This is a genomic window from Acinetobacter sp. Res13-Abat-PEC15-P4-01, from assembly GCF_015676285.1.
Classification (GTDB): domain Bacteria; phylum Pseudomonadota; class Gammaproteobacteria; order Pseudomonadales; family Moraxellaceae; genus Acinetobacter; species Acinetobacter nematophilus.
In genome coordinates, this window is the sequence record NZ_JADAIN010000024.1 from 105,974 (window position 1) to 125,493 (window position 19,520).

Sequence of the window (19,520 nt, forward strand, 5' to 3'; positions counted from 1 at the left end):
AATTTAGTTTGAGGGCGGTACAATCCGTCTAGTTTTGAACAAGAATTGAGCGTAAACCATGTCTTTAGATCGTATCCGTTTAGCATCTCTCCATGACAAAGTCATGAGCGCAGAACAAGCCGCAACTTTTATCCAAGATGGTATGACTGTGGGGATGAGTGGCTTTACTCGTGCAGGTGAAGCAAAAGCCGTACCTTTAGCACTTGTTAAACAAGCCAAAGTAAATCCTCTCAAGATTACATTAATCACAGGTGCGAGTTTAGGTAATGATCTAGACAAACAATTGACTGAAGCAGGTGTACTTGCTCGTCGTTTACCGTTCCAAGTAGACAACACATTACGTAAAGCCATCAATAAAGGCGAAGTCATGTTTATTGATCAGCATTTGTCTGAAACTGTTGAACAGATGCGTAACCTTCAATTAAAAAAACCTGATGTAGCTGTGATTGAAGCCATTGCGATTACTGAAGATGGCGGCATCATTCCAACCACTTCTGTAGGTAACTCTGCAAGTTTTGCAATTTTTGCTGAAAAAGTGATTGTTGAAATCAACACCAACTTAAGCCCCGCTTTCGAAGGCTTGCATGATATCTATATCCCAACTTACCGTCCTACTCGCCAACCGATTCCATTAACACATGTTGATCAACGTATCGGTACGCCAGCAATCAATATCGATCCTGCAAAAATCGTCGGTATCGTGATTAACAGCGAATTCCATGACTCTCCATCAACAGTTACTTTACCTGATGATGAAACGCAATCGATTGCAAACCATTTGATCGCATTCTTTGAGAAAGAAGTTGAAGAAGGTCGTTTACCTGCGAATCTTGGTCCTTTACAAGCAGGAATCGGGTCTATTGCCAATGCAGTATTAACGGGTCTTAAAGAATCGAACTTTGAAGATTTGGTGATGTACTCAGAAGTACTTCAAGACTGTACCTTTGAATTGATTGATGCAGGTAAAATGAAATTTGCTTCAGGTTCTTCAATTACCCTTTCTGCTAAATATGGTGAGAAAGTATTTAATAACCTTGAACAATACAAAGATAAATTGGTTTTGCGTCCACAAGAAATTTCAAACCATCCTGAGCTCGTTCGTCGTTTAGGTATCATTGGGATCAACACTGCACTTGAGTTCGATATTTACGGCAACGTCAACTCAACACACGTTTGTGGTACCAAGATGATGAATGGTATTGGCGGTTCAGGTGACTTCGCACGTAATGCGCATTTGGCTATTTTCGTGACCAAATCAATTGCAAAAGGCGGTGATATCTCTTCTGTTGTCCCATTTGCATCACATATCGACCATGCTGAACATGATGTGGATATTCTAGTCACTGAACAGGGTCTTGCAGACTTGCGTGGCTTGGCACCACGTGAACGTGCTCGTGCCGTGATCGACAACTGTGCTCATCCAATGTACCGTGATGCCTTAAATGACTACTTTGATCGTGCGTGTGAAAAAGGTGGTCAAACACCTCATATTCTTCGTGAAGCGCTTTCTTGGCACTGCAACTTTGAAGAAACAGGTCATATGTTAACAACTCAAGACCAAGCTAAAAAATCTGCATAAGGTTTTAGCCGAAAAAAAAACGCCATTCATGGCGTTTTTTTATTGTCTATTGCGTTAACACATTGAGATATTTACTGCATAAAATGACATTCTGCCCGAATATTCAGGCATATCCATTTTTTCACAAAGTTTAAACTGCCATGCTTAAAGGGTCTTTTTTCTCGACAAATGCTAAACCTGACTGATCCTGATGAATCATATCTACGGCTTTCTCAGCAATCATAATCGCAGGTGCATTGGTGTTTCCATTGACCACTTTAGGCATAATAGATGCATCCACCACACGCAAGTTCTGAATACCATAAACACGCAAGCGCGGATCAACTACAGCCATTTCGTCCACGCCCATTTTACAACTGCCTACGGGATGATAGACTGTATCCGAGCGATCTCGTAAAACCTGCCGAATCTCCTCATCGGTACGTACATTTGCAGTAAACAAATCTTCTTTGATCATGCTTTTAAATGCTTCAGACTGCATTAAAGTCTGAGTGAGCTTAAAGCCTTTAACCATTTCCTCTAAATCAGATTCTTCTCCATAGAAATTTGGATCAATCAATAGTGGATCATCGATACTCGGACCACTGATCTTGATCGTGCCCCGACTTTTCGGGTTCAATAAGCAAACATGGCAAGAAATACCATGCCCGGTATGCAAAGTCCGAGCATGGTTATCGACCAATGCAATCACAAAATGCAATTGTAGATTCGGTACTTTCTGCTCTGATGAGCTTTTAATAAAACCGCCACATTCAGCAAAATTTGTGGTAAGCAAACCACGCCGCTCTTTTCGATAACGGCCAATCTGTTTGATAAGATCAATGGATCCAGGTATGGACAGCCCAAAAGTTCCCTGTATTTCACGTACTTTATAGCCAAAGATAAAATCAGGATGATCATGAAAATTCTTCCCCACACCAGGTAAGTGCTTTTTCACCTCGATCCCATGTTCCATTAACTCATGTTGGTCACCGATTCCAGATAACATCAGGATTTGAGGTGACTGCATTGCACCCGCACTGAGTAAAACTTCACGTCGCGCATGAATTTGCTTCAATTGCCCATTCTGTTTATATTCCACTCCCACAGCCACACCATTTTCGATCAAAATCCGCTGTGTTTGTGCCGAGGTCTCGACTGTTAAATTTTTTCGCTCAAGATGCGGAAAGAGATAGGCCCTTGCTGAACTACAGCGCTCGCCATTGATGTGGGTGACTTGATAAACACCTAAGCCTTCCTGCTCTTCTCCATTGAAGTCATCCAGAATTCGATAGCCCTGCTCTTTCGCTGCTGCGATATATTTTTGCTGAAGTGGATTGTCACTGTGCAAATCTATCACGGACAATGGACCATCATTACCATGATATTGATTTTTAATTCTTTGATTATTCTCTGATTTAATAAAATAAGGTAAAACTTCATCATATGACCAGCCTGTATTCCCTAAAGCTGACCAATCATCATAATCCTGTCGATGCCCTCGGATATAGACCATTGCATTGATTGCAGAGGATCCGCCCAGACACTTACCACGAGGTTGGTAACCTCTGCGACCGTTCAAACCCTTCTGAGGAACGGTTTCAAATGCCCAGTTATTAATTTTTGTTGGAATGCTGATGACCGCTGCGCAGGGAACCTCGACTTTCCAGCCATCTCCAGTACCACCTGCCTCAAGCAAACAAACAGAAACCTGTGGATTTTCAGATAAACGACCCGCCAAAACACAACCTGAGCTTCCACCACCAACAATAATATAATCAAATTCCTGTTTATTCATATGAAATTCCTTTTTTGTTTTAAATTATTCCTCAATCATTATGCATATTTTTAAACAATAAAAAATAATCATTCGTAACCGTGCCATTCAAGATTGAGAATATGTATCAAACATTTACGCATTGTCTAAAAAATCAACTTATCAAGACGCACTTTTTATATTAATCTGATGCAAACATTCTTTTAAAAACAAGAGATAAAAGAAAGCTATGTTTATCATTCGGCAGTTTCAGGAAACCGACTTAGAAGATGTCATTGCACTTTGGGAGACGTGTGATTTAACACGTCCATGGAATAGCCCAGAAATTGATATTTTCCGGAAAGTTGCTCAAAAAGATGGATTATTTTTATTGGCGGTCAAAGATGAACAGTTGATTGCTACCGTGATGGGTGGCTATGACGGACATCGGGGCTGGGTAAATTATCTTGCCGTACATCCGCATGATCAGCGTAATGGCGTGGCAACCGCCCTCATACAGCAGCTTGAAAAACGCTTGATTGCATTGGGTTGTCCAAAACTGCAACTGCTGATCCGCAAAGACAATATTGATGTACAAAGCTTTTATGAACAATTGGGCTATGAAGAGATTGAAGTGGTTTGCTTAGGTAAGCGGCTGATTCAGGATTAAAAACAGCCCCATCAAATTAATCTCGTCATTGCTCCAGTGCTAGAGTTAAAAGTGGGGCAACACCGACACCATGTTTAAAGTGTGAAATGTAATGCTGTCAAAGTTTAAGGAGTTTAGGCATAGTTGAATATGCCTAAAACCTATAACCATAAGCAATCCCCAAAATATTCTGACTCATTTTAAGCTTAGCTTCACCACCACCAAATGCAGGTGAAATTGATCCTTTCAGATCATTTTCCAAGGCATGTGTATAGGCAATACTGAGTTCTTGATGTGGATCAATATTCCAAGTTGCACCGACACTCAGATGGTCTTGAATGACGCCAGGCGCCAGAATATTGAGAAAAGCCTCCTGTTCAGGAATCGGCTGATCATTATGGCTATAGCCTGCTCTTAAAAGCAGTTGAGGGTGTGCTTGATAAGACACCCCCAATTTATAGACATTAATGTCTTTCCAACCAAATCCAGGACCATGGGGAGAGCCAAAAAGCTGTCCCTGTTGCAGTTGTGTAGCATCCAATGAATTTCCAACAGATTTCACATCTGAATAGTTAATTCGCTGTACATCTGCTGCAATCGTGAGTTGAGGGCTTAGTTTCAATGCTGCACCCACTGCATAATTTTCCGGGACATCAAAATCTCCATATTCAGCAAATAATCCCTGGTATTTATCGAAGCGATCTGCATTGATTTTTGAAGCATAGCTCGCACCTAACGTTAAGCGGTCATTGAAGAATATGCCTGACCAACCCACGCGTGCTCCTAGACCTGTAACACTCTGTTTTCCTCGATTGCTGAAGTTTGAAGCATCTGTAGAAAATCCCGCAAAGCCTTGAATTCCCTTCGCTTCAAAACGCTGATACAGAATATTGGTCGCGATACCCACAGATTGATTTGTAGTATATTTCCAAGATACCGCAGGAGAGACAAAAACTTGGGTTAAATCCACCCCAGTCGTACCCCTATTCCCAAATGCAGCAAACGGATTATTCTGATAGTCCGTGTTCATGCCACCATTGCCATACACCGCCAAACCTAAGGCGACTTGATCATTGATTTGACGATTTAGGGCAATTTCTGGCAATACAAAATATTTTCGTCCATTGCCATCATATGAACCATTCGCATTCGACAACTGATTTGCGGCAATGTCTGCAGAACGATCAGGCGAAAAAATACTCGCTCCAATATCAATGCGGTTTCCGACCCAGCTTAAACCTGCGGGGTTGTTGGCGATGCTGAGTGCATCTTGAAATTGAGCGATCGATACACCCGCATTGCCTTGAGCTTTTACACCATAGGCATGCATAAAATAGCCTGTTGTTGCTGAAGCATTAGAGCTATATAAAATACCAGCAATCGCCAGACTCATGACTTGAGATATAAATTTCATTGAATCATATTATCTTTAAATAATATATAACTAAGTATATTGTTAGCCATATATCTTGTAATCCAAGATAAAATGAGATCATTATTCTATTTTTTCATAAAACACTTTTTCTTCACCTGCTTTACTCGTCCCAGACGCAAGAATACAGGAAATTCTATTTTTAAATCTTGGTGTTGATTGCTTAACTGTTCAGCCAGCTCAAGTAAGGGATGATCTTGATTTTTTTCACAATAGTGCTGTATGGCAGACCATGTAGATAAATATTTTAACAGTTGTGCTGATGACCACTGATACTGCATTTTAAAGTTCGCGACCGTTATTTCTTCAAATGGGAATGGAATCGTCTGATATTCTTCATCAATATAACGCCGCTCTGCATCCCAGTAACCGTTTAATTTTTTAAAATATACATCTTGAATCATTGAGTGAATGGTTGCATTTTCAACTTGAATTAAGCCATATCCGATTACAGCAAGAATTCCCTGTGGTTTAAGTGTTCTTTGAACCTCTTTATAAAATCCATCAAAATCAAACCAGTGGATTGCCTGTGCTACAGAAATCAGATCAAAACTGTGAGTCGCAAATGACGTATGTTCAGCCGCTTGAACCTGATAGCTGACATTATCAAAATAAGGCGCAAGCTGTAGTTGTTTTTCGCTCAAATCAGTAGCAACAATATGATCAAAATAAGGCGTCAGCAATTGCGTGAATTGTCCTGAACCCGCCCCGCAATCCCATGCAAAACTACGCTCAGGAACATAGTTTAAAATTTCCTGAACCACATCCTGTGGGTAACTGGGTCGTGCTTGTTGATAAAGCGCACTGCCTGATGAAAATAAATCTTTCATTGTTTTTATAACAATCTATTCGTTTTATAAAAATTTATTTTACGTCATTTCCACACCAGCTCAAGACATTTTGTAAGACAATAAAAGCCATTGCTGTTTTCAATAGGCATATTTTCTAGAACACTGACAATGACACTGGATGCTAAATCACAGACAATAAAAAACCCCAAACACTGTTTGAGGCTTTTCAAATATGGTGGCGAGACCCAGGATCGAACTGGGGACACACGGATTTTCAATCCGTTGCTCTACCTACTGAGCTATCACGCCGATGCGGTGTATTAAGCCGTATCTGTATTCAATAGTCAATAAAAATCATGACTTTTTTATTCAAGCGAATATTTTTTACCCAAAAAAAATCCCTGATGGGATCAGGGATTGAAATCTTAAGATTTTTAAATATGGTGGCGAGACCCAGGATCGAACTGGGGACACACGGATTTTCAATCCGTTGCTCTACCTACTGAGCTATCACGCCGATGGGGCGTATTAAACAATTTAATCCACAAGTCGTCAAGCATAGAAAGCATTAAAATCTCTCAACAGTCTATTTTTACAACAAAATCAGCCTATTTATGCGCAAATGGATGCTTTTTCACACATATTTGAGCAAGAAATTACTTTCATGCTGTCGATTGGTGTAAACAATTTGCCCGTGCTGGTTTTTGAATCTTTTCGAAATGCAGTTAAAAATAACGATTTACAATTCAATTTTTTAAATAAAGAGAACAAAAGCAATCACTCCAGCTGCTTTTGTTCATTCAGTAAACGCCAATCGCTTAGATTTTACCAAGGTGTGCTAAACAACGATGTATTGCACCGCAGCCTGGTTCAAAGTTCTTTACACCCTTTTCTTCTTCAATGCGACAAACTTCCTCAACCAAACGTTCAGCAACCCCGCGCCCTCGATTGGCTGGATGCACCACAATATTTTCTAAAGTTCTGCTTTCACCTTGTCCGGTACACCATAATGCCCCAATAATCTTAGTATTAAATTCTGCGACATAAAGTAGGGTATAATGAGCCAAGTTTTGCTCAAGTTGTTCTATGGCATCATGACCATCCCCAAATTCGGGACTGGTGTCATATAATCGCTCAAGCTGATCGCGAACTTCTTCATTTTCTAGTGAAGTTTTAGCATGTACGGTAATAGGCATTGATTAACCCTCCTGAGCAATCTAATATGCTGTCACTTTCGTCACAGCGAAACATCTTTACATCAAACTTTTAATTTTTGACGTTTTTTGAGGAACGTGTCTATGGCGCAACGTATCAGTGAAGTGGTAAGAAACACCAACGAAACTAAAATTCGAGTTCGTGTGAATCTTGACGGTACTGGTCAAGGCACGCTCAATACAGGTGTACCCTTTTTAGACCATATGATTGATCAAATCAAGCGTCATGGTTTATTTGATATTGATATTCATTGTGACGGCGACTTGGAAATCGATGATCACCACACGGTAGAAGACTGTGGGATTACCCTAGGGCAAGCTTTTGCACAAGCGCTTGGTGATAAAAAAGGGCTAAAACGTTATGGTCATTTTTATGCACCACTGGATGAGTCTTTAAGCCGTGTCGTTGTCGATCTATCAGGTCGTCCAGGGTTGTGGATGGATATTCCCTTTACTCGCGCACGAATTGGTAGCTTTGATGTTGATTTATTTTCAGAGTTTTTCCAAGGCTTTGTCAATCATGCCTTGATGACCCTACACATTGACAACTTAAAAGGTAAAAACAGCCATCACCAAATTGAAAGTGTGTTCAAAGCATTTGCTCGCGCACTACGTATGGCATGCGAAGTTGATCCTCGTGCTGAAAATACTGTTGCTTCTACCAAAGGAACCTTGTAATGACCCGTATTGCCCTTCTTGATTATGGCATGGGAAACCTTCATTCGGCAGCTAAAGCGCTCGAACATGTGGGTGCAACTGTAGATGTCACCAATGAACCAAAGCTGATTGCTCAAGCAGATAAAATTGTATTTCCAGGTGTAGGAGCAATGCGCGACTGCATTCAAGGCATGCATGAAGCAGGAATCGATGAAGTTGTACGTCAAGCTGCCTTCAATAAACCTGTGCTGGCAATTTGTGTCGGTATGCAGGCTTTGCTTGAATCATCCGAAGAAAATGGTGGTACTCAAGCGTTGGGGATTTTTGATGGCATGGTCAAACATTTTCCAGATATGGAGGGCTTAAAAGTTCCTCATATGGGCTGGAACCAAGTCCACCAAGCTGATCCAAGTCATCCAATGTGGAAAAATATTGAACAAGATTCACGTTTCTACTTTGTGCATAGCTATTATGTTGAACCTAAGGATTCCACACTCATTGCAGCAACATGTGATTATGGTTTGCAGTTCTGTACTGCGATTCATAAAGAAAATCTTTTTGCTACACAATTCCATCCAGAAAAGAGCCATACAGCAGGTTTGCAATTGCTGAAAAACTTTGTGGAATGGAACATTTAACACCTCAAGATCAAGAAATTCAGAGTCAATTTAAATTGGCTCTGATTATCCAAATTACTAGAGAAAACAAAGTCTTAAAACTTCATTATTCTGTGTTTCAAACAGACGCCGATAAAAAATTTAACACTTATTGATTCAATGGCTTATAAATGAAAAATAACAATCTAAGCAAAGATGCACTGCTTCATCCCAGTGGACGTTTTGGACGGTTATCATTGATTGCATGGTTAACGATTCTCACCATTATTCTATGCTCACTCAATCTTTATATCTCATTCCAGATGCTGAATACCGACGAAGATTTTAATCAGATTGAACCTTTGGCGTTCTTTTTATGGGCGACCTTACACATCTCGTGTATCTATACATTTTTTATATTCATCATTCGTAGACTACATGATCTTAATCGTTCAGGTTGGTGGTCTGTGTTGATTCTAATCCCGGTTGTGCAAGTGCTTTTTTTATTTTTGATATTTGTCGCACCTGGCTCTTTTCATGACAATCAATACGGTAGCAGCAGACTGACACCTGTTTGGGAGAAAACTGTTGCACTGGTCTCAATCATTTGTACACCCATTTTAACGCTCGTGGTCATCTATATTTTGGCAGTCTCGCCCACATTGAATACTGATCCGCAAATCGAATTTGAAGGATCACATCACATGATGCCACCGTAACGTTAATCTTTAGTAACAAAACCACCTTCTAACGGTTCAACACTGATTTTTATCTCTGCTTTTAAGTTTAGCGCCGCATAACGATCTTTAATCTCATTGATTAACTGCTCCATGCTGACATGACTTAAATCCAGTTCAGATTCAGCATAAGCCTTACTCACAAGATCCGTTTTATCTTGCTGTTTGGCTTCCATATTCCAGCGTTCAGTCATACCCACTAAACGTGCCAGTTCAATTAAGCTTTGCGCACTTGCAGGTGTTGAGTTATGCAGCCATTTACTCATTGTGCCTTTTGAGGTTTCCAGCACATTGACAATATCGCTGGCCTTTATATTTTTATCTTGAATCAATTGCTTTAAACGTTTTGCACCTTCAATAAAAAGATCATCTTCTTTTTCTACCATCTGCTTGATTCCTGTAATTTCATCTCACAAAACTATCATCTTTTATTCAAAGTTTGTTATAACACAATATCGTTAAATTTTTTTATGTCTTGCCTGCTCAATTTTAATCAATACAGCAAGCAAATTATGGAATTTCAGCTGCCCCCTTAAATCTGAGAGCTAAAATTTGTGAATGATCAGAGCCAACAACTCCCAAGCAAGGAACAGATTCTAAGCTTTCCACGTTTTCAAAATTTACCCTTAAATAAAATTATTGTGATCAATACCTTAGAACAGTGTCATAAAATTTCAGAAGAATTATCAAAAGTGACTTTACTCGGCTTTGATACAGAGTCAAAACCGACTTTTACTAAAGGTGAAGTTCAGACGGGGCCTCATCTCATTCAACTTGCGACCGCTGAGAAAGCTTATTTATTTCAGGTTTCATCTGAAATTCTAACCTTTTTAAAACCCTTTTTAGAAAACACAAATCAACTCAAAGTCGGCTTTGGTCTAAAAAATGACTTACATTTATTTCGTAAAAAAGGTATAGAGCTGCATAGTGTGATTGAGCTTTCCAAGCGTTTCTCCAGTTTCGGTATCACTAACCCATTAGGCATTAAAAATGCTATGGCACTCCTGTTTCAGGTTCATTTTCCAAAAAGCAAATCAGTCAGCACTTCTAACTGGGCAAAAAAAAATCTGACCATTCCACAAATTCAGTACGCAGCAGCAGATGCTTATGCGCCTGTTCTTATTTTCAAGGCGCTGCTCGATTTAAATTTAATCCCCATTGATATCGCCAAAATCGTGACTGAATTGCAGAAGAATGAAAATAAAAGCCCTAACTGATACTTAGAAATTGATCAAGTTTTTGCTAAGATGAACGCCAATCAATTTCTATGAGATTAGGCAAGGAGCGAAAGCATGCTGATCATCCCTGCAATAGACCTGAAAGATGGTAAATGTGTACGTTTAAAACAAGGTCGTATGGAAGACGATACTGTATTTTCTGATGATCCAGTTGCAACTGCACAACACTGGGTAAATGAAGGTGCTCGTCGTTTACATCTGGTTGATCTGAACGGTGCTTTCGCTGGTACGCCAATCCATAAACCTGTGGTTGAAGCAATTGCCAAAGCACAGCCTGAACTCCCTATTCAGATTGGTGGTGGTATCCGCTCTTTAGAGACGATTGAGCATTACCTGGATGCAGGCGTGTCGTTTGTGATCATTGGAACAAAAGCGGTTCAAAACCCTGAGTTTGTTGAAGAAGCATGTCAAAAATTTGCAGGTCACATCATTGTTGGTATTGATGCAATGAACGGTATGGTTGCTACAGATGGCTGGGCAAATGTAACGGATGTAAAAGCGACTGATCTTGCAAAACGTTTTGCTGATGCAGGTGTATCAAGTATTGTTTATACAGACATCGCACGCGATGGCATGATGCAAGGCGTCAATGTTGAACAGACCGTCAATCTAGCGCAATACTCAGGTCTTCCTGTCATTGCTTCAGGTGGGGTGACCAACTTAGACGATGTGCGTAACTTAAAGGGTAAACCAGGTATTTTGGGCGCAATTACGGGTCGTGCAATTTATGAAGGCACACTCAATCTACGTGAAGCTCAATTATTATTGGATCAACAAACACTCTAAGTACAAAGTAGATGAAAAAAAGAGAATCTCAAGATTCTCTTTTTTGATGGCTTGCTCAATCGCAGACTCACGATTAGACCAATGTATTCTCAAAATGCTGCATTTCTATTTTTTGTGCCAAAAAAGGTTTTAATGCCATAAACCAATGTTTGAATTCTTCTGTTTTCATAAAAACGTCAGTGTGTGCTTTTAAATCAGTCCAGTGAATTTGTAGAATATATTGCTGATTATTCTCTATTCCACGAATCAATTTAAATTTTTCACAACCTTGTGCATTTCTAAAAATGTCGGATAATTCATAGAATTTCTTTTCGAAAGCCGATTGCTGACCCTCAATAATATGAAATAAAGCTTGTTCAATCACCATGGCTTATTTCTCTTTATGCATATTTTAATGTTTAAATTATAACGCTTTCAGGTGACAATTTAATGATTGCAGCTCATTTTTATCAAACTTAACCTCAGCATAATTCTGTACTTTCGCGTAAAATAGCGGTGCTTTCTTTCTCCCTGTTGTTTTTTATGTCGTCCTCTCCCTTCACTTTATTTTTAAAATCGAAAATACCTCAAATTGCCCTGATCATCATGACCATGATCTGGGGAGGTACCTTTGTCGTTGTGCATCTGGCCTTGAATTACAGTTCTCCAATGTTCTTTGTGGGTTGCCGTTTTGCAGCGGCAACAATCGCGGTCGGATTATTGTCATATAGATACCTCAGAGGCATTAATCTAAAAGAAATCATTGCAGGCGCACTGATAGGCAGCATGATTACTGGAGGTTATGGCTCACAAACTGTGGGAATGCAAACGATCAGCAGTAGTGAATCTGCGTTTTTAACGGCGTTGTATGTCCCTTTGGTGCCTGTTCTGATTTGGTTGATTTTCCGCAAACGACCTCACATGATGACATGGTTCGGCGTTTTACTGGCATTTATCGGGTTAATTTTCTTAACAGGCAATGGCTTTAACCAGATCAACCTAAATACAGGGCAAATCGTGACCCTACTCGGCTCTTTTGCAATTGCAATGGAAATTATTTTCATTGGCTACTTTGCAGGGAAAGTAAATCTTCAGCGGGTGACTGTCATTCAGCTGGCTTTTGCTTCAGTGTTATCTTTTGCATCAATGCCCTTCGTTGGAGAACACCATATCCCCGCTTTTTCATGGGAACTGCTTATACTTGCTGTAGGATTAGGGCTGACCAGTTCAATACTACAGTTGACCATGAACTGGGCACAACGCTCAGTTGATCCATCTCAGGCTGCGGTGATCTATGCAGGTGAACCCGTGTGGGCAGCATTGTTTGGCAGAATTGCAGGTGAACGCCTGCCCTTGGTTGCACTTTTTGGCGGATTACTTGTGGTTTTGGGGGTCATCGTCAGCGAATGGAGACCTCGGTTTTTAAAAAGAAAATAGCGTTCAGAAAGGACTAAATCACTTCATTAAAAACAGCGTTTCAAACTAAACGCTGTTTTTAATGAAGTGATTGTTTCAATTCATGTTAACATTTATAACGGTAAAGCTTGATCATCATTCAAAACAATAATTCCTCGTATTGCTCGATAAACAATCCATATCCAAGAAACAAATAAAGTTACTCCACAAAACACTGTAGCACCCAAGGCCACACCTGCAAATGCGTTGACATTATCCATAGTGAAAAAGAGGAAAAGAAATGGAATAAATGCAACGATGGTCCAGATCAAGTACCACCAGAATGTCCTGATTTGCCACTTAAAATGGCTTTCAAAAATCGTACCTCGTACAGCGTCTAGTTTTACGTAATTAATAATCAATGCAACAATTGCTAGGATTCCAGCGGAGAAAATCGCAATAATGTAAAGAATGTATAAGATTAAGGTAAGAGATTTACTATTGTTTGAATCGACATAATTACTCATCGCAAGCCCCTGTTTAAAACTTGGCGATTTCATTCTAAATGTGGAATACATTTAAAGGTGAAATTAACCATAAAATCAATAAAATATTAAAGACTATGGTACAGAAATAGATATTTCTAAAAGGTTGTTTTTGTGTTTTATGTCGTAAGCGTTGTTGTGCTAGCCATGCAGCGGGCCAGCCCCCTAAACAGGCTAAAATATGTAAGGTATTTTCAGGCACACGACGTCGATTGAATTGTGCAGCTTCTTTGTCCTGTGAATAGAACCAATAAGTCATCACATTGATGATGCTGATAAAAAGCAGAACCATGCCATTTAACCAACCACTTATGCTTAAAATTGCCAAAGCCACTATATAAACGATACATATGATTTGCATCGGCTGTAATGAAGAGTCTTTCTGGGCTTTCAGTTTGTTGTGATTGACTTGATTCGTTTTGGCATGAACAGTTTGAGTTGCTTTCAAATAAGTCACTTGCTTGGCTTTATAACGTCCCTGTCCATCCAACTGCACCACATACTCAAGTGCACAGCCCACTATGGGCCGTGGACCTTTTTGTGCAAAATCTTTGATGTGCAGGAACACACGCTCTTTTAGTCCATCATTGGGTTGAATAAAGCCATAGCCTTTGTCATCAAACCACTCAACTAAACGACCTTGATCACGCATTTTTTATCCCACACACTGATTAAGCTGTTACAAATTTCAATCTTTCAATCAACATATTACGCATTTCTTGTGGATTTTTCTGCATGATATCATCCCCCGTTCGATCTGATTCAGCATTGATGTGTGCAATCTGCAAACGCATCATCCAAAAGCGTCCTGCCGCCATTGCCAAATATAATTCCAGGCACGCCTTTTCATCTTCAGTCAGTGGACGAACCGAGCCATAAGCATTTAAAAATGCCATTGCCTTGGCTTCATTTAAAGTAACTTCAGGATATTCGGTACAGAAATCATTTAATGTAATGGCGATATCAAATAGTAATTCATCTTGATTCATTTCATAAAAATCAAGGATTCCTTTAAGATTATCCCCTTCAAACAAAGTATTGTCGCGGAACAAATCGGAATGAATCCAGCCTTTAGGTCTATTTGGATACATCTGTGTTAATGCTTGATACAATCCCAAGAGATTATCAAGTAGTGCTTTATCCGCCAGACTTAAAGTGGGTTTGATTTGTTTCGCCACATTGTACCAATAGTCATGATCACGGGCGATTTTACGCTGTAATGGAAAATCTTTTAATGCGATATGCATCTTTGCCTGAGCCATCGCAATCTGTTCAACTTGAACAATGTTTGATGGCATAGGATGTTTACCCATCATGCGTGGTGCAATCTGTGCAGGTTTATCTTTCAGCGTATGAATGGATTGCCCCTCATATTTGAGCGGTACAGGTACAGCCACGCCATGTTTACCTAAATGCTCTAATACAGGTACCAATTCACCAGCAGCTTGTGCATCCATATTTTCAAATAGGGTTAAAACAAACTGTGTTCCATCACGACAAATGATAAAATAGTTGGTATTTTGGATACCGCCTTGAATTGGGTTCAGCTCAACCACCTCTAATCCATAGGGTGCTGCAAACACCTGAACTTCTTGTAAACTCAAAGTGGTATAAACCGACATAGAAAACCTGCGAAAAAACTTACATAAGTTTGATAGAATAACCGCTTCGGCTATTGCGGTGCTATAGCTAAGTCACGAAGTTTCATCATCGACTGTTATTTTTGGAAAAAATTATGCTCGCTAAACGTATTATTCCTTGCCTAGACGTAGATAATGGTCGTGTGGTGAAAGGTGTTCAGTTTCTTGATATCCGTGACGCAGGCGATCCTGTAGAAGTAGCCCGACGATATAATGAGCAAGGTGCAGATGAGATTACCTTTTTAGACATTACTGCAACCTCAAATGGTCGTGATACGACTTATCGTACAGTAGAGCGTATGGCAGAAAGTGTATTTGTGCCCTTAACTGTCGGTGGTGGAGTACGTAAAGTTGAAGATATCCGCTTATTGTTAAATGCCGGTGCAGATAAAGTCAGTATTAACTCAGCTGCCGTATTTAATCCAGAATTTGTTCAAGAAGCCTCTCAACGTTTTGGCGCACAATGTATTGTTGTGGCGATCGATGCAAAAAAGACTGCAGAACATAAGTGGGAAATTTTCACCCATGGTGGACGTAAACCTACAGGAATTGATGCCATTGAATGGGCAGTAAAAATGGCGGAATACGGTGCAGGTGAACTGTTGGTCACGTCTATGGATGCTGATGGCACCAAAGCAGGTTATGATATCGGTCTTATGCGTCAAATCAACGATCGTGTCAGCATTCCAACGATTGCTTCTGGTGGTGTTGGTAATTTACAGCACCTTGCTGATGGCATTTTAAAAGGTGGCGCAGATGCGGTATTAGCAGCATCCATCTTCCATTTTGGTCAATATACGATTCCTGAAGCAAAACAGTATCTCGCAGAACAAGGCATTGAAATGCGTCTTTAATGAATGGCGTTTTACCCAGACTAAAAGCCATATAGATAATCTCATGCTGTACTCAATAAACTGAATGATGTTGAAAGATACCTTCTCCCTATCGGAGGAGGTTACATTGAATGATTATTTTGGAAGATAATAAAAACAATCCAAGCCAAGGCGTTATTCTGGGTTTTATATTGCCTTTATTAAGCCTAAGTTAAAGCAACATAAAGAAATCAATTAATAATATTTATTTTCAAATAAAATTTTACAATTTATTTGTCATGATTTTTAAATAGAGAATTCACTCAGTAATGATAAAATAAATGAAAGCAGTCACATTTCCAATTTTAATATCAGCGCCTTAAAATAAGCACATCCTTCAATATAAATCAGGGGATTATCCCTATTTACTGAAATCACTATATTTTTCTCCTATTTTTACTATTCAAAAAAATCATGAAACCGGGGTATTTCATATTCATTTTATTTCATTTAATCTTGATTGAAATAAGCCTCAAATTTTGTAGTTGTTGATGGAGTTAATAAAAATAAACAGGGAGAATTAACTAGCTCATGACTTATTCATATGATTATACACATCGATATGCTTTATTTGGAATGTCTGAATCCATGCATATTTATCATCGCGCCACCAGTTATGAACATCTCGCCCTGAATAATCACTATAGTGTGCATTATGATTTACATCGTCATGAACGCGTTAATACCTATCAGCGTAATGCGATTTGGTATTTTTTACATGCAGCATTGAAAGGCTATAGTAAAGCACAATACAAACTCGGGATGATTTATCTACAGGGCCAATTAGGGCTATCTCCTGACCAATGTAAAGCAAGAAAATGGTTACTACTGGCGGCAAATCAAGGGCATATCGAAGCACAAAACCAGCTTCACCATGTTTATCTACAATAAAAAACCAGCTCGAAAGCTGGTTTTTAATCATCAGGGGAAGGTTTATCCACCAATCTTTTTATACTTGGTTCGTTTTTGAACTGCATCTTCACCCAAACGTGCTAAACGGTATGCTTCATATTCAGCATAGTTACCTTCGTAGAATTCAGGTTGTTCATTTTCAAATGACAAGATATGTGTCGCAATACGGTCGAGGAACCAACGGTCATGCGATACGACCATAACCGTACCCGGGAAGACTAAAATTGCATCTTCTAGTGCACGTAGAGTCTCGATATCCAAATCGTTTGATGGCTCATCCAGTAAGATCACGTTAGCGCCCATTTGAAGAATCTTCGCAAGTTGTAAACGGTTACGTTCACCACCAGATAATTCTCCAACACGTTTTTGCTGATCTTGGCCTTTAAAGTTAAAGCGACCGATATAGGCACGAGAAGCGATCTCATACTCACCGATTCTTAAGATATCTAAACCGCCAGAAACTTCTTCCCAAACTGTTTTATTGTTATCTAAAGTGTCACGGATCTGACCGACATATGCAACTTTAACAGATTCACCCAGAGTCACAGTCCCTGTATCAGGTTGCTGCTCGCCCGTCATCATACGGAATAATGTCGTCTTACCGGCGCCGTTTGGACCCACAATACCCACAATCGCTGTAGGTGGGACAGTAAAGCTTAGATTTTCGTACAATAAACGACCGTCAAAAGATTTACTGATGCCTTCAACTTCAACTACTTTATTTCCTAGGCGCGGACCAGGTGGAATATAAATTTCTGAAGTTTCATTACGTTGCTGGAATTCACGCGAATTAAGCTCTTCAAAGCGTTCCATACGTGCTTTGTTTTTCTTTTGTTGACCTTTCGCATTTGAACGAACCCATTCAAGTTCTTTTTTCAATGCTTTAGCAAAAGATTCCTCTTGTTTCTGTTCCTGCTCTAAACGTGCATTCTTTTGTTCCAACCAAGAAGAATAGTTGCCTTGGTAAGGAATACCATGCCCACGGTCAAGTTCAAGAATCCACTCCGCGACATTATCCAAGAAATAGCGGTCATGGGTAATCGCAACGATTGTGCCAGGGAAATCTTTCAAGAAACGTTCCAGCCATGATACAGATTCTGCATCTAAATGGTTCGTCGGTTCGTCCAGCAACAACATATCTGGCTTAGACAGCAATAAACGACATAGTGCAACACGACGACGTTCACCACCTGAAAGCAATGTTACATCTGCATCCCAAGCAGGAAGATTTAATGCAGCCGCAGCCTGATCCATTTGATTACTCAGATTATGAGCATCCCATGAATGAATGATTGCTTCTAATTTTTCTTGCTCTTTTGCAAGTGCATCAAAATCAGCATCTTCTGCTGCATATTCAGCAAAAACTTCATCTAAACGTGCCAGTGCATCTAATGGCTCACGCAAACCGTCTTCAACGTTACCGCGCACGTCTTTATTTGGGTCTAGTGGTGGTTCTTGCTCTAGATAACCGATTTTAATACCTGGTTGTGCACGAGCTTCACCTGAGAAATCTTTATCTACGCCAGCCATAATACGGAGCAAAGTAGATTTACCAGCACCGTTTAAACCAAGCACACCAATTTTGGCGCCTGGGAAAAATGATAAAGAGATGTCTTTTAGGATTTCGCGCTTAGGCGGAACCATCTTCGACACACGGTTCATCGTGTAAATATATTGGGCCACGTAGGACTCCTCTATAATGGATAGAAATTCGCAAATGCGAACAAATAAATGTCATTAATTATACGCTGAATTTATCTATTTTTGTTTAGATTTGTCCAATTTCATGGAGATATTTTCATCGCGCTACTGTGAAGCCGTGCATAAAAATCCTCCCATCTTCTACTTTTCCAGATCAGATCAAGAGCAAAAATTAGACTGATATTGATATACAAATTGTGTTTTGGTTTGGGTTGAACTTGGTGCATTGTAATTGGACAATGATTTCAAAGCACTAAAGCTAATCGCTGCGCGTTGTACAACTTTATTGGTGTAATTTGCATTCGGATCCTGATACTTGAATGACACCTCAACTACTGCGGGCTTTAATCCTGTAGAGGGCACTTGGGTATACCATAAACTCATATCAACATCGGCATCAAATTCGCCCAAATCAATGCTCACCCCACGATAACTTCGTTCATAAATTGTCAGCCCACCCACTTGAGATAACACCTGATTATCACTTATCCCAAAAGTCTCCTTAAATTTTGGGAAATGGGTATGAATATCTAAAAATTTATTGATAGTACGTGTATTGGGTACAGTCGTCGATTTACTGGAACCCACCAAAAAACCCTGGGTTGCTGTCTGAGTGATATCATCTTCAAGCTTGGTTTTCGCACCTGTAGTCGGGCTACTTAAATCAGCAAAATTAGAAAGATAATGATCAAAGCTTCTAAATTTAAGGGTGACTTCAGATGCACCATTTTCAATACGTTCACGAAAACTATAGCCCATATTATTCAGTAAGCAGCTGCTTGGTGAGTCATAGAAGCGAATCTGCCGCTGTTTATCCAACACCATACTGCCGGATACAGTACGGTTAATCTGCTGAGCAATGATATTTTTTGCTTGCTGCATATAGGTATTTACATCAGCTGACTCATTGGCATAACTAAATTTATCTGCCTGTAGCAATAATTTATATTCACGAGAAGTCACTTGTGGCACAGCCCAGACATGTGTGGCAACCAAGCACATCAACATGACGATCATTGATATTTTTTTCATTTCACAACCTACAGTTTAATCACCTATTGA

21 protein-coding genes and 2 tRNA genes are annotated in these 19,520 nt (G+C 39.8%); 10 read left to right on the forward strand and 13 right to left on the reverse strand.

All coding sequences use genetic code 11. The features are described 5' to 3' along the window. The first annotated feature begins 58 nt into the window (after positions 1 to 58). Positions 59 to 1,579, forward strand: coding sequence for an acetyl-CoA hydrolase/transferase family protein (locus IMO47_RS10575; protein ID WP_196075573.1), 1,521 nt, complete (start codon positions 59 to 61; stop codon positions 1,577 to 1,579). 130 nt (positions 1,580 to 1,709) lie between these two features. On the opposite strand, the gene IMO47_RS10580 is transcribed toward IMO47_RS10575, so the two are convergent. Beyond that, positions 1,710 to 3,356 carry a GMC family oxidoreductase N-terminal domain-containing protein gene (locus IMO47_RS10580; RefSeq protein ID WP_196075574.1) on the reverse strand — a complete coding sequence of 549 codons (1,647 nt, stop codon included), beginning with the start codon at positions 3,354 to 3,356 and terminating at the stop codon, positions 1,710 to 1,712. Positions 3,357 to 3,564: 208 nt separating this feature from the next. Between IMO47_RS10580 and IMO47_RS10585 the strand changes: the two genes are divergently transcribed. Next, complete coding sequence (locus IMO47_RS10585) at positions 3,565 to 3,984, forward strand: GNAT family acetyltransferase (RefSeq protein WP_196075575.1); 420 nt, start codon at positions 3,565 to 3,567, stop codon at positions 3,982 to 3,984. 133 nt (positions 3,985 to 4,117) lie between these two features. Here IMO47_RS10585 and IMO47_RS10590 read toward each other — a convergent pair whose 3' ends face one another. The 5 genes from IMO47_RS10590 to IMO47_RS10610 all read right to left on the reverse strand — a co-directional run bounded on the left by IMO47_RS10590 (position 4,118) and on the right by IMO47_RS10610 (position 7,382). Next, positions 4,118 to 5,377 (reverse strand): outer membrane protein transport protein, encoded by a 1,260-nt coding sequence (locus IMO47_RS10590; protein WP_196075576.1) that lies wholly within the window; start codon positions 5,375 to 5,377, stop codon positions 4,118 to 4,120. Positions 5,378 to 5,463: 86 nt separating this feature from the next. Continuing rightward, positions 5,464 to 6,225 carry a class I SAM-dependent methyltransferase gene (locus tag IMO47_RS10595; protein WP_196075577.1) on the reverse strand — a complete coding sequence of 254 codons (762 nt, stop codon included), beginning with the start codon at positions 6,223 to 6,225 and terminating at the stop codon, positions 5,464 to 5,466. A 194-nt stretch (positions 6,226 to 6,419) separates the two neighbouring features. Continuing rightward, positions 6,420 to 6,495: transfer RNA gene (locus IMO47_RS10600), tRNA-Phe, on the reverse strand. 132 nt (positions 6,496 to 6,627) lie between these two features. Beyond that, positions 6,628 to 6,703: transfer RNA gene (locus IMO47_RS10605), tRNA-Phe, on the reverse strand. 301 nt (positions 6,704 to 7,004) lie between these two features. Then, positions 7,005 to 7,382 carry a GNAT family N-acetyltransferase gene (locus IMO47_RS10610; RefSeq protein WP_005034402.1) on the reverse strand — a complete coding sequence of 126 codons (378 nt, stop codon included), beginning with the start codon at positions 7,380 to 7,382 and terminating at the stop codon, positions 7,005 to 7,007. Between the two features lie 102 nt (positions 7,383 to 7,484). Between IMO47_RS10610 and hisB the strand changes: the two genes are divergently transcribed. The 3 genes from hisB (at position 7,485) to IMO47_RS10625 (ending at position 9,372) form a co-directional block, all read left to right on the forward strand. Next, positions 7,485 to 8,078 carry an imidazoleglycerol-phosphate dehydratase HisB gene (hisB, locus tag IMO47_RS10615; protein WP_004825477.1) on the forward strand — a complete coding sequence of 198 codons (594 nt, stop codon included), beginning with the start codon at positions 7,485 to 7,487 and terminating at the stop codon, positions 8,076 to 8,078. Then, positions 8,078 to 8,695 carry an imidazole glycerol phosphate synthase subunit HisH gene (gene hisH / locus IMO47_RS10620; protein ID WP_196075578.1) on the forward strand — a complete coding sequence of 206 codons (618 nt, stop codon included), beginning with the start codon at positions 8,078 to 8,080 and terminating at the stop codon, positions 8,693 to 8,695. Before hisB ends, hisH begins: the two co-directional genes overlap by 1 nt. Positions 8,696 to 8,844: 149 nt before the next feature. Next, positions 8,845 to 9,372 (forward strand): DUF805 domain-containing protein, encoded by a 528-nt coding sequence (locus IMO47_RS10625; protein WP_196075579.1) that lies wholly within the window; start codon positions 8,845 to 8,847, stop codon positions 9,370 to 9,372. A 2-nt stretch (positions 9,373 to 9,374) separates the two neighbouring features. Here the strand turns inward: IMO47_RS10625 and IMO47_RS10630 are convergent, their stop codons facing one another. Next, positions 9,375 to 9,776 (reverse strand): transcriptional regulator, encoded by a 402-nt coding sequence (locus tag IMO47_RS10630; RefSeq protein ID WP_196075580.1) that lies wholly within the window; start codon positions 9,774 to 9,776, stop codon positions 9,375 to 9,377. A gap of 168 nt (positions 9,777 to 9,944) precedes the next feature. On the opposite strand from IMO47_RS10630, the gene IMO47_RS10635 reads away from it, so the two are divergent. Next, on the forward strand, positions 9,945 to 10,607 hold the full coding sequence (locus IMO47_RS10635) for a 3'-5' exonuclease (protein WP_196075581.1): 663 nt from the start codon (positions 9,945 to 9,947) through the stop codon (positions 10,605 to 10,607). Between the two features lie 75 nt (positions 10,608 to 10,682). Further along, entirely contained in the window at positions 10,683 to 11,414 is a 732-nt protein-coding gene (gene hisA / locus IMO47_RS10640; RefSeq protein ID WP_196075582.1) for a 1-(5-phosphoribosyl)-5-[(5-phosphoribosylamino)methylideneamino]imidazole-4-carboxamide isomerase, read from the forward strand. Between the two features lie 73 nt (positions 11,415 to 11,487). Here hisA and IMO47_RS10645 read toward each other — a convergent pair whose 3' ends face one another. After that, on the reverse strand, positions 11,488 to 11,781 hold the full coding sequence (locus tag IMO47_RS10645) for an antibiotic biosynthesis monooxygenase family protein (RefSeq protein ID WP_196075583.1): 294 nt from the start codon (positions 11,779 to 11,781) through the stop codon (positions 11,488 to 11,490). 155 nt (positions 11,782 to 11,936) lie between these two features. Here IMO47_RS10645 and IMO47_RS10650 point away from each other — a divergent pair, with 155 nt between their 5' ends. Continuing rightward, entirely contained in the window at positions 11,937 to 12,830 is an 894-nt protein-coding gene (locus IMO47_RS10650) for a DMT family transporter (RefSeq protein ID WP_196075584.1), read from the forward strand. Positions 12,831 to 12,922: 92 nt separating this feature from the next. On the opposite strand, the gene IMO47_RS10655 is transcribed toward IMO47_RS10650, so the two are convergent. From IMO47_RS10655 to IMO47_RS10665, 3 genes are read right to left on the reverse strand one after another with little or no spacing between them, the layout of a single operon-like run. Next, complete coding sequence (locus IMO47_RS10655; RefSeq protein WP_196075585.1) at positions 12,923 to 13,315, reverse strand: hypothetical protein; 393 nt, start codon at positions 13,313 to 13,315, stop codon at positions 12,923 to 12,925. 34 nt (positions 13,316 to 13,349) lie between these two features. After that, the gene (locus IMO47_RS10660; RefSeq protein ID WP_196075586.1) at positions 13,350 to 13,985 is read right to left on the reverse strand and encodes a DUF1294 domain-containing protein; all 636 of its coding nucleotides are present in this window, start codon (positions 13,983 to 13,985) and stop codon (positions 13,350 to 13,352) included. A gap of 19 nt (positions 13,986 to 14,004) precedes the next feature. After that, the gene (locus tag IMO47_RS10665) at positions 14,005 to 14,955 is read right to left on the reverse strand and encodes a homoserine kinase (protein WP_196075587.1); all 951 of its coding nucleotides are present in this window, start codon (positions 14,953 to 14,955) and stop codon (positions 14,005 to 14,007) included. 110 nt (positions 14,956 to 15,065) lie between these two features. On the opposite strand from IMO47_RS10665, the gene hisF reads away from it, so the two are divergent. Together hisF and IMO47_RS10675 are read left to right on the forward strand one after the other, a co-directional pair. Beyond that, entirely contained in the window at positions 15,066 to 15,827 is a 762-nt protein-coding gene (gene hisF / locus IMO47_RS10670; protein WP_338150156.1) for an imidazole glycerol phosphate synthase subunit HisF, read from the forward strand. 549 nt (positions 15,828 to 16,376) lie between these two features. Further along, a complete protein-coding gene (locus IMO47_RS10675; protein WP_196075589.1) occupies positions 16,377 to 16,736 on the forward strand; it encodes an SEL1-like repeat protein in 360 nt (119 codons plus the stop codon). A 42-nt stretch (positions 16,737 to 16,778) separates the two neighbouring features. Here IMO47_RS10675 and ettA read toward each other — a convergent pair whose 3' ends face one another. Together ettA and IMO47_RS10685 are read right to left on the reverse strand one after the other, a co-directional pair. Beyond that, positions 16,779 to 18,440, reverse strand: coding sequence for an energy-dependent translational throttle protein EttA (gene ettA, locus IMO47_RS10680; RefSeq protein ID WP_196075590.1), 1,662 nt, complete (start codon positions 18,438 to 18,440; stop codon positions 16,779 to 16,781). A gap of 177 nt (positions 18,441 to 18,617) precedes the next feature. Then, positions 18,618 to 19,490, reverse strand: coding sequence for a hypothetical protein (locus IMO47_RS10685; RefSeq protein ID WP_196075591.1), 873 nt, complete (start codon positions 19,488 to 19,490; stop codon positions 18,618 to 18,620). Positions 19,491 to 19,520: the final 30 nt, after the last annotated feature.